The sequence below is a fragment of the Streptomyces sp. genome, from assembly GCF_031181705.1.
In the GTDB taxonomy this organism is placed as follows: Bacteria; Actinomycetota; Actinomycetes; order Streptomycetales; family Streptomycetaceae; genus Streptomyces.
The window spans coordinates 54,431-64,862 of the sequence record NZ_JAPSKN010000002.1; the positions used below are offsets into that span (position 1 = coordinate 54,431).

At 71.2% G+C, this 10,432-nt stretch carries 8 protein-coding genes and 1 pseudogene; 7 read left to right on the plus strand and 2 right to left on the minus strand.

Annotated elements, in window-relative coordinates; genetic code table 11:
* Positions 1-54: 54 nt before the first annotated feature.
* The 4 genes from RIN80_RS00895 (at position 55) to RIN80_RS00910 (ending at position 4,777) form a co-directional block, all read left to right on the plus strand.
* On the plus strand, positions 55-1,413 hold the full coding sequence (locus RIN80_RS00895) for an extracellular solute-binding protein (RefSeq protein WP_309093493.1): 1,359 nt from the start codon (positions 55-57) through the stop codon (positions 1,411-1,413).
* A complete protein-coding gene (locus RIN80_RS00900) occupies positions 1,413-2,351 on the plus strand; it encodes a sugar ABC transporter permease (protein WP_309093494.1) in 939 nt (312 codons plus the stop codon). The genes RIN80_RS00895 and RIN80_RS00900 overlap by 1 nt, the downstream gene beginning before the upstream one ends.
* Entirely contained in the window at positions 2,348-3,181 is an 834-nt protein-coding gene (locus tag RIN80_RS00905) for a carbohydrate ABC transporter permease (protein ID WP_309093495.1), read from the plus strand. The genes RIN80_RS00900 and RIN80_RS00905 overlap by 4 nt, the downstream gene beginning before the upstream one ends.
* An 81-nt stretch (positions 3,182-3,262) precedes the next feature.
* Positions 3,263-4,777 carry an alpha-N-arabinofuranosidase gene (locus tag RIN80_RS00910; protein ID WP_309093496.1) on the plus strand — a complete coding sequence of 505 codons (1,515 nt, stop codon included), beginning with the start codon at positions 3,263-3,265 and terminating at the stop codon, positions 4,775-4,777.
* A gap of 10 nt (positions 4,778-4,787) precedes the next feature.
* Here RIN80_RS00910 and RIN80_RS00915 read toward each other — a convergent pair whose 3' ends face one another.
* On the minus strand, positions 4,788-7,760 hold the full coding sequence (locus RIN80_RS00915; protein WP_309093497.1) for a beta-galactosidase: 2,973 nt from the start codon (positions 7,758-7,760) through the stop codon (positions 4,788-4,790).
* Between the two features lie 107 nt (positions 7,761-7,867).
* Between RIN80_RS00915 and RIN80_RS00920 the strand changes: the two genes are divergently transcribed.
* Together RIN80_RS00920 and RIN80_RS00925 are read left to right on the plus strand one after the other, a co-directional pair.
* Positions 7,868-8,326, plus strand: coding sequence for an Rrf2 family transcriptional regulator (locus tag RIN80_RS00920; RefSeq protein ID WP_309093498.1), 459 nt, complete (start codon positions 7,868-7,870; stop codon positions 8,324-8,326).
* Between the two features lie 395 nt (positions 8,327-8,721).
* Positions 8,722-9,372, plus strand: a complete 651-nt coding sequence (locus tag RIN80_RS00925; protein WP_309093499.1) for a DUF4360 domain-containing protein — start codon at positions 8,722-8,724, stop codon at positions 9,370-9,372.
* A 59-nt stretch (positions 9,373-9,431) separates the two neighbouring features.
* Here the strand turns inward: RIN80_RS00925 and RIN80_RS00930 are convergent, their stop codons facing one another.
* On the minus strand, positions 9,432-9,995 hold the full coding sequence (locus RIN80_RS00930; protein WP_309093500.1) for a dihydrofolate reductase family protein: 564 nt from the start codon (positions 9,993-9,995) through the stop codon (positions 9,432-9,434).
* Between the two features lie 99 nt (positions 9,996-10,094).
* On the opposite strand from RIN80_RS00930, the pseudogene RIN80_RS00935 reads away from it, so the two are divergent.
* A pseudogene (locus tag RIN80_RS00935) lies at positions 10,095-10,426 on the plus strand (YciI family protein).
* The last annotated feature ends 6 nt before the right edge of the window (positions 10,427-10,432 follow it).

Genomic DNA, 10,432 nt, shown 5'->3' on the forward strand with positions numbered 1-10,432 from the left:
GAGCAACTTTCGAAATACCGAACAGACCGTGGACATCGATCGTAAGGGCAGGGCATGGGACGACCTGGCCTGAATCGCAGGCAGCTACTCGGCGGGCTCGGCGGACTCTCCGTCGCGAGCAGCTTCGGCTTCGCCGCACTCGGCACCGGAGCCGACGCACTCGCCTCCGACGCGAACACGCGCGTGCGGTACTGGAACCTCTTCAGCGGCGGCGACGGCGCCAACATGATCGCGATGCTGGACGCCTTCCGCCGGGCCAACCCGGACATCGCGGTGAAGGACTCCACCCTCCAGTGGGGCAACCCCTTCTACACCAAACTCGCCATGGCAGCCGCGGGCAACCGCGCCCCCGAGCTGGGCGTCATGCACCTGGGCCGCGTGACCGGCTTCGCCCCCGGCCGCCTCCTCGACCCCTGGGACGCCGACCTGCTCGCCGGATACGGCGTGCGGGAACGGGACTTCAACCCCGACCTGTGGAAACGGGCCGTCGTCGACGGCAGGCTCTACGCCCTCCCGCTCGACATCCACGTCCAGCTCTGCTTCTACCGCAAGGACGTGCTGAAGAAGGCGGGCCTGCTCGGCGCCGACGGCCGGATCGTGCCGGTCACCTCCACCGACGAGTGGTTCGGCGTCCTCAAGGAGGCAAGGAAGGCCACCAGGAAAGGGCTGCAGACCATCGGCTTCTGGCACAACGACCAGAACTTCCAGTGGTGGTTCTTCGTCGCCTTCTACACCCAGCTCGGCGGCACCTGGTTCGACGCCGCCAACACCGAGGTCACCTTCGACACCGGCAAGGCCGTCCAGGTCCTGGAGTTCCTGCGCCGGCACGTCACCGACGGATACGCCGACCCGGGCTTCGGGGGCGGCGCCGGCGCCGAGCAGTTCCTCAACGGCTCGCCCTTCGTCTGGGAGGGCAACTGGTCGGTGCCGGTCTTCTCGGGGGCGAAGCTCGACTACGGCGCGACCCCGCTGCCGCCCGTCTTCGGCAGGCCGGCCACCCACGCCGAGTCCCACGCCTTCGTCCTGCCGCACCAGTCCGGCCGCGGCGGCGCCCCGAACGAGGCCGCCCACCGGCTCGCCGCCTACGTCGTCCGGCACGCCCGGCAGTGGGCGGCCGGCGGTCACATCCCCGCGTACACCCCCACCCTGTCCACGCCCGCCTACCGGAAGCTGAACCCGCAGAGCGAGTACGTCTCCGCCATGGACCACCAGGCCAACGAGCCCAAGGTGTGGTTCGCGGGATCCACCGGCATCCTCGCCCAGCGCGTCGGCCCGATCGTGGTCTCCTCCACGACGGGTTCCGCCGCGCCGGAGACCGCCGCCCGCCGCATGAGGAGCGCGCTCACCGCACTGCTCGCCACCAGGAACCCCATGGACGGCAGGACCGCCGCCGAAGGAGGTGCGGCCGCGTGATGGCGACCAGCGCCCAGACCCTCGCCGCACCCGCCCGCGCCCGCACCGCCGCCGCGGGCGCCACCCTCCGCCGGGGGCAGGGCTTCCAGCACGGCGGCTGGTTCGTCGCCCCCTTCCTTGCCCTGTTCGCCCTGTTCGTGATCTGGCCGCTCCTGCGGGGCGTCTACCTCAGCTTCACGGACGCCAACATCACGGGCGAGGGCGCGGGTTTCGTCGGCCTCGACAACTACCGCGAGGCCCTGCGGGACCCCCTGATGTGGGACTCCCTCGGCCACAGCGCCTACTTCACGGCCCTGGTCGTGCCCTGCATCACCGTCCTCGCCTTCCTCCTCGCGATGCTCGCCCACCACATCGAGCGCGGGAAGTGGCTGTGGCGGCTGTGCTTCTTCGCCCCGTTCCTGCTGCCGTCCACCGTCGCGGGCAACCTGTGGCAGTGGCTGTTCAACCCCGGCACCGGCATGGTCAACCACGTCCTGGGCCTTCAGACCCCGTGGCTGACCGACAAGTCGTACGCGATGCTCGCCATCGTCGTCATGACCCTGTGGTGGACCGTCGGCTTCAGCTTCCTGCTCTACCTCGCCGCACTCCAGGGCATCCCCGGCCACCTCTACGAAGCGGCCAGGCTGGACGGCGCGAACGCCTGGCACCGCATGGTCCACATCACCCTGCCGATGCTGCGCAACATCACCGGCCTCGTCATCGCCCTGCAGATCCTCGCCTCGCTCCAGGTCTTCGACCAGGCCGTGGTGATGCAGGACTTCGGCCCCGGCCCCGAGGAGTCGACCCGGACCTTCGTCCAGTTCACCCTCGAGGAGGGCTTCACCAGTTACCGCGTGGGCTACGCCTCCGCGATCTCCGTCATCTTCTTCGTGATCATCGCGGCCGTCGCCCTCGCCCGGATGTGGCTGCTGCGCAACCGTGAGGAGAGCGCCCGATGACCACCAAGGCGTGGAGCCCCGCCCAGATCGTCCTGACCTTCCTCGGAACGGCCGTCTCGATCGTCTTCCTGGCCCCCTTCGCCTGGGCCCTGTTCACCTCCCTGAAGTCGGAGACCGAGGCCGTCGAGGTCCCCCCGCACTGGCTCCCCGAGGACTTCACGGGCCAGGCCTGGCAGGCCCTGTTCGAGGCCGGCACCCTCACCAACTGGTTCGTGAACTCCGTGGTCGTCTCGGTCTGCGTCACCGCGGTCGTGCTCCTGGTCAGCGCCCTGGCCGGATACGGCTTCGCACGCACCGAGTTCCGCGGCAGGAACGCCCTGCTGGGCCTGGTGATGGCCGGCCTGATGATCTCGCCCGCGGTGCTCGGCGTCCCGCTGTTCACGACCGTCCAGCAGATGGGCATGGTCGACACCTACTGGGGCATGATCCTGCCGCAGTGCGCGCCCGCCGCGATGGTCTACATCCTCTACAAGTTCTTCCAGGGCATCCCGCGCGAACTGGAGGAGGCCGCCTTCATCGACGGCGCCGGCCGCTGGCGGGTCTTCTTCACCATCGTCCTGCCGCTCTCGCGCCCCTCCCTGGCCGCGGTCGGCATCTTCACCTTCATCGCCTCGTGGAACAACTTCCTCTGGCCGTACATGGTGACCAACAACCCCGACCTGATGACCATGCCGAACGGCATCGCGACCGTCATGAACTCCTACGGCATCCAGTGGGCCCAGCTGATGGCCGGCGGCCTGATGGCGGGCCTGCCCCTGATCATCGTCTTCGTCTTCTTCCAGCGGCAGATCGTGGCGGGCGTGGCCCACACGGGACTGGCCGGGCAGTAGAACGACGCGCTCAGGGGCGCGGGGAACTGCGCGACCAGCCACACACCACCTGCAGACGAAACCGACCTCCGAAAGGCGACCATGCACACCGCCCGCTTCACCCTCGACCCCGCCTTCACCGTCGGCGAAGTGAACCCCCGCCTCTTCGGCAGCTTCGTCGAACACCTCGGCCGCTGCGTCTACACCGGCGTCTTCGAACCCGGCCACCCCACCGCCGACGACCAGGGGCTGCGTAGGGACGTCCTCGCCCTCGTCCGCGAACTCGGCGTGACCGCCGTCCGCTACCCCGGCGGCAACTTCGTCTCCGGCTACAGGTGGGAGGACTCGGTCGGCCCCGCCGAGAACCGCCCCCGCCGCCTCGACCTGGCCTGGCACTCCACCGAGACCAACCGCTTCGGCCTGTCCGAGTACATCGACTTCCTGCGCAAGATCGGCCCCCAGGCCGAGCCGATGATGGCCGTCAACCTCGGCACCCGCGGCGTCGCCGAAGCCCTGGAGCTCCAGGAGTACGCCAACCACCCCGAGGGCACCGCCCTGTCCGACCTGCGCGTCTCGCACGGCGACAAGGACCCCTTCGGCATCCGGCTGTGGTGCCTCGGCAACGAGATGGACGGCCCCTGGCAGACGGGCCACAAGACGGCCGAGGAGTACGGCCGCCTCGCCGCCGAGACGGCCCGGGCCATGCGCCAGCTGGACCCCGGCGTCGAACTCGTCGCCTGCGGCTCCTCCAGCCAGTCCATGCCGACCTTCGCCGAGTGGGAGGCGACGGTCCTCAAGGAGACGTACGACCTCGTCGACTACATCTCCCTGCACGCCTACTACTGGCCCGAGGACGGCGACCTCGACTCCTTCCTCGCCTCCGCCGTCGACATGGAGTCCTTCATCGACAACGTCGTCGCGACCGCCGACCACGTGGGCGCGCGACTCAAGTCGAAGAAGAAGATCAACCTCTCCTTCGACGAGTGGAACGTCTGGTACCTGCCCGAGTGGGAGGCCCGTGCCAAGACCTTCGAGCAGCACGACTGGCCCGAGGCGCCGCGCCTGCTGGAGGACAACTACAGCGTCACCGACGCCGTCGTCTTCGGCTCGCTCCTCATCGCCCTGCTCCGGCACGCCGACCGGGTCACCGTCGCCTGCCTCGCCCAGCTCGTCAACGTCATCGCGCCGATCATGACCGAGCCGGGCGGCCCGGCCTGGCGCCAGACCACGTTCTTCCCCTTCGCGCAGGCCGCGAAGCACGGCCGCGGCCGGGTCCTCGACGTCCGCGTGGACTCCCCGACGTACGAGACGCGGAAGTACGGTGATACCGACCTGCTGCACGCCACCGCCGTGCGCGGCGAGGACGGCACGGTCACCGTCTTCGCCGTCAACCGCAGCCGCACCGGGGAACTGCCCCTGGAGGTCGCGCTGAACGGGCTCGACCTGTCGTCGGTCGTCGAGCACAGCGCCCTCGCGGACGCCGACCCCGACGCCCGCAACACCCTCGACGACCCCGAGCGGGTCACCCCGCACACCGTCGACGGCACGACCCTGCAGGACGGCACGCTGACCACCGTCCTGGAGCCGCTGTCCTGGAACGTGATCCGGCTGGCGTGACGGCGCCCGGTCACACCGGCTTGACCGGCACCCCTCCGGCCGCGGCGCCCAGCAGGGTCAGCCGTACCCGCCCCGGTCCGGAGGGTGTGGTCCCGTCGGACAGCACCGCCAGCGCCAGTGTGTTGGCACCACGGGTGCGCAGGATCCCGTTCGGCAGCACGAACGTGTGCTGGGGTCCTACGTCGTTGATGTACTGGCCGAGGTTCCAGCCGTTGAGGAAGATCTGCACGCGGTAGGCCCGGCCCGGGTCGTCGTCGAGGACGAGGCCGATCGAGGCGTCCACGCCCGGGTCGACGTCCAGCCGGAAACCCGTGCGGTACCAGGTGACGCCCTGCCGCCGCTCGGCCCGCGGCAGGGCCGTCTCCTTCCACTCCCCGTCGTCGTGCTCCGGCAGGTGCCAGCCCTCGCGCTCCCCGTACAGCCCGCCGTTGTTCATCGGCCCGCGCACCGGGTCGGGCGCCGAGGCGCCCTGGATCCGCCAGGTCACCTCCGGTGCGGCGCCCTCGAAGGTGACGGCGGTCAGCCCGCGCGCGGCCTTGTGCGTGTCGCGCGCCCTGCCGTCCATGTCGTGCTGCATCGGCCGCACGAGCACGGACAGCACGTGGCGCGTCCCGGGCCGCTCCTCGCGGAGCCTCGTCCGCAGTTCCTCCGGCAGGCCGAAGGAGGCCTTCGCCGTCCACGTCCCCTGCCGGGCCCGGCTCCGGTCCGGCACGGGCATGCGGTGCGTGCCCAGCGGTTCCCCGTCCAGCCAGGCCATCAGCAGGCCCTGGGTGCCCGTGCTGTAGGCGAGGGACACCGACTCGACGCCGCCCGCGCCCCTCCACGTGCCCCGGTACCAGACGTCGCCGTAGTGGAAGCCGTAGTCGTCGGCGAAGAGGACGGGCTGCCCGTCGGGCACGGGCGTGGTGCTGAAGGTCGTCGTCCTGTCGGCCGTCGTCCAGTCCGAGTCGTCGAAGTCCAACTCCGCCTCCGGGTTCTCGGTCCGTCGCCGCCAGCCGTCCAGGGCGGGCAGGGCCGGCCGGGTCACCCCGGGCAGCGGGCGCAGCGCCAGCACGCTGCCGGAGGCGCTGATCCGCGTGGGCACCGCACGCCCGTTCCACGTCACGTGCGTGATGCCGCGCGGCCCCCACACCTCCAGACCGGTCGCGCCGATGGTGTCGCCGGTGAGGTGGACGGTGGACCCGCGCAGCTCGGCCGAGCGCAGCAGGGCCGGGCCGTAGACGAGGAGCGGGCCGGACGGCGTCTCGTAGGGCCACAGGCGCAGGGCGGTCGCGTCGTCGGCGAACAGCACCAGCATCGGCGTGTCCACGCCGTCGCCCTCGACCCGCACCCGGCTCAGCCCGCCGGCGCCGAGCGGAGCCGTGATGTTCAGCTTGCCGAGGTTGTACGCCCAGGCCGGCTCCGCGTCCAGCCGCATGGGCGTCGGCTCGTCCGCGCACTCCAGCACGACCTGCGCCATCTCTCCCCGCCGGCCGGTGAACACGGCGATGTCCTGCCGCCCGGCGGTCAGGCTCAGCATGGGCTGCACCGTGGAGTGCACCAGCGTGCGCCGGCCGAGCCGCAGCCCCGCCGCGAGAAGCTTGGCGTCGCGGGCCCCCACGGTGACCGGCACGTCGATCCCCGCGTCCGGCAGCGTCGTGGACACGGCCTCGCCGGTGTCGTTGCGCAGGACGTAGACGTGGGCGCCGGTGTCGGGGTTGGTCAGGTGGTACACCCTGATCCGCTCGTCGGTGGCGCGCACCCGCTTCGCCGGGTTCAGCTTGGCGAGGTCGGGCACGTGGCGCAGCAACTGCCCGATCTGGTGCATCGGGGCGAGCTTCGGGGTGGCGTTGCGGGCCTCGTCGAAGGCGGCCCCGTAGTCGTACGACGTGTACACGACCGGCGCGGGCAGCCAGCCCCACGAGGTCCCGCCGTAGGTCATGTAGACGTTGTGCAGCGTGATGCCGTTGGCGAGGTTGGTCAGGTGGAAGCGCCGCTCGTAGGCCGCGTCCCGGGTCCGGCGCGCCTCGGCGTAGCCCTTGCCGCCGAACCAGGACCCGCCCCACGGGTCGAACCAGCCCCCGCCGAACTCGGGCACGAACCCGGGCGTGCGCGCACTGGCCGTGGCCCCGCCCCTCGCGCCGCCGGGCCCGAAGTGCCCCCAGTCGGGCGGCACCTCGTCCGGCTCGGGGTAGCCGTCGAACCCGTACAGCCAGCGCCCCTTCTCCCCGCCGGTACCGAACGACCCGGGCGTCCAGTGGCCGTTCCTGCCCTTGTCGTTGTGGAACAGCGGCACGTCGATGCCGTCGGCGCGGACCTTCTCGTACAGGTACGCCATGTAGGCGCGCCCGGCCGGCTCGTCGACGTGCGCGTCGTACTCGTTCTCGATCTGGTAGAGCAGCACCGTGCCCGTGCCGCGGGTGAACAGGCGCTTGGCGACGACGGCGTTGACGGCGGTCAGCCACTCGTCGACGTAGCGCAGGTACGCCGGGTCGGACGTGCGGGCCGTGCCGTCGGTGGCGGTCAGCCAGCCGGGGAAACCGCCGGCGTCGACCTCGGCGTTGATGTACGGGCCGGGCCGCACGATCACGTACAGCCCCGTCTCGGCGGCCGTGCGCAGGAACAGGTCCAGGTCGCGCACCCCGGTGAAGTCGTAACGGCCGGGCGCGGGGGAGTGGTAGTTCCAGGCGACGTACACGCTGACCGCGTTGTAGCCGTGGGCGCGCATCTTCTCCAGCACGTCCCGCCACAGCGACGGGCTCGGCAGCCGGAAGGGGTGCATCTCGCCCGACCACAAAACCAGGCGGCGGCCGTCGATCAGCAGGGAGTACCGGTCGAAGCCCACCTCGTGCCGCCGGCCGTCCGCGCGCGGCACCGGGGGCGGCGGGCCCGTCGGGGCGGTCCGTGCCGGGTTGGCGGAGGTCGGCGACCCGCTGCCGGTCAGCGCGAAGCCGAGCGCCGCCGTGCCGGCGAGAGCGTGGAAGGTACGCCTGCTGAGCTCCAAGGGAGCGCCTCCTGTTGTGCCATGCCTTGCGTGGTGCGTCATGCCGGGTGCGTGGTGTGCGTGGTGTGCGTGCTCAATGTCTACAGGGTGACCGCGACAATGGTCCTATGAGGATCTCGGCACGTGCGGACTACGCGGTGAGAGCGGTCGTGGAACTGGCCGTCCGGCAGGGCCAGGGGCCGGTCAAGGCGGAGGCCGTCGCCACCGCGCAGGACATCCCCCACAAGTTCCTGGAGGGGATCCTCGGCGATCTGCGGCGCGGCGGTGTCGTCGACAGCCGCCGCGGCGGGGGCGGCGGCTACCGGCTGGCCCGGGAGGCGGACCGGATCACCGTCGCGGACGTGATCCGGGCCGTGGACGGCCCGATCGTGTCGGTGCGCGGCGAGCGGCCGACCGGTCTCGCCTACACCGGGACCGCCGAGCCGCTGCTGCCGCTGTGGATCGCGCTGCGCGCCAATGTGCGCAGGATCCTGGAGGGCGTGACGATCGCGGACCTGGCGGCGGGGGCGCTGCCCGAGCCGGTGGAGCGGCTCGCGGCCGAACCGGCGGCCTGGGAGAACCCGTGACGGGCCGCGCCCGCGGCTGAGGGGGCGGCGGGGTCCGGGGTGGTGGGTGATCCTCATCGCGTCCTCGGGGGGCCTCGGTCGACGCATCGGTAACGCACCTTATGCGCCCGGCGGCACGGCCGCGCCCACGGGGCGGGGGCGGACGCGCGACGGGCCCCGCCCCACCTCGGCCGATGCGGAACGGCTGTGAAATGCCGCCCTGTGAATGGCCGGAGACCGACCTGGCCGCCCCCTGCCGCCCTGCGTACGATGCGACCGCCCCCGGCCTTCACGGCTCCTCCACGGAATGGACACACACGGGCCGGGGCGGATGGATTGTGGCGTTGACATGCTCATGTCGACGTACGCGCACAAGCCCCTGTTGGATCCACCCCCCACGCACGGATGGGAGAACCATGGCCGGTGGCCTGCTCCTGAGCGGCGCGATCGCCGCGCTGCTCACCAGCGCACTTCCCGCGCAATCCCCGTCCTCCGGGTTCGTCGACCCGCCCCCGGACAAGATCGTCATCAAGGTCGCCACCGTGAACGGCTCCGGCTGTCCCCAGGGCACGGCGGCGGTCGCCGTCTCCGAGGACAACACCGCCTTCACGGTGACCTACAGCGACTACCTCGCACAGGCGGGCGGGAACTCCGACCCCACCGCGTTCCGCAAGAACTGCCAGCTCAGCCTGATCGTGCACGTCCCCCAGGGCTTCACGTACGCCATCGCCAGCGCCGACTACCGGGGCTTCGCCTCACTGCAGCGCGGAGCGAGCGCCACCCAGCGGGCCTCGTACTACTTCCAGGGCTCCCCGAGCACGGCGCACCGGAGCCACCCCTTCAGCGGCCCGTACAACGACAACTGGCAGGCCACCGACGAGACGGACTGGGCCCAGCTCGTCTACGCGCCCTGCGGCGTCCAGCGCAACTTCAACATCAACACCGAGATCCGGGTCAACGCCGGTACGCAGGCGGCCGACAAGGTCAGCTTCATGACGATGGACTCGACGGACGGGGACATCAGCACCGTGTACCACATGGCGTGGAAGGAGTGCCCGGGCCGGTAGGAGGCCGGGGGCCGGAGCAGGAGCCGGCCCCCGCGCCCCGGTGCTGTCCGGACGGTCGCCTAACGCGTCACGCGGTGGCGGAGGAGGACGACCTGCGAGCTGAACGTGCGGGTCTCGACGAGTTCGAGATCCACCCGGCGCTCACTACGGGGGAAGAAGGGAATGCCGCCGCCGACCAGGACGGGGTAGACCATGGCCCGGTACTCGTCGATCAGCCCCAGGTCGGCCGCCTGGGCGGCGAGTGTCGCGCCGCCGACAGCGATCTCGCCGTCTCCCGGCTCGGCCCGCAGCCGCTCGATCTCCTCCGCCAGGCTGCCGGAGGCCAGCCGGGCAGCGCCGCGCACCTCCGACAGGGTGGTGGAGAACACCACCTTGGGAAGCGGGTTCCAGAGCGCGGTCCATTCGAGCTCCGCCTCGTCCAGGGTGGTCTCCTGCTCGGCGGTCTCCCAGTACAGCATCGTCTCGTACAGCCGCCGCCCCATCACGTGGACGCCGACCTGCCGGATGTCGTCGATCCAGTAGCGGAAGACGTCCGGGAGGGGCTCCGACCAGTTGAAGTCGCCGTCGGGCCCGACGATGTAACCGTCGAGCGAGACGTTCATCGAATAGGTCACGCTGCGCATCGAAGTCCTCCTGGTTGCCGGATCCGACCTTAAGACCGCCGGGCGGGGCAGAACTCATCGCGACGCGCGCCACCCCGGCCGGTCGCGGTTGGATGAGGCATGGAGTTCTTCTGCTACCACCGTGACCGGTCCGGTTCCCTGCCGTTGCGGGTGGCGCTGGGAGAGGCGCACTGGGCCTACATGGACGCCTACGGGGCGGAGCTGATCGCCGCGTGGCCCGACCTTCGCCGCGGACGGCGGGACGTTTCCCGGTGGCCGTGCGGGACGACCTGATCGCGTACGGGCCGCTGCTGTCCGACGACGGTGCCGTGTGGGTGGGTACGGCGGCCCTGGTGCGGGCCGTGGATGCGGTAGCGGCGGCTGCGGTGCTGACCCGGGGCGCGTACGCCGAGGTCGAGGTGCACGCGTGGGAGTTCGGGGGCCGGAGGTGAGGGTGT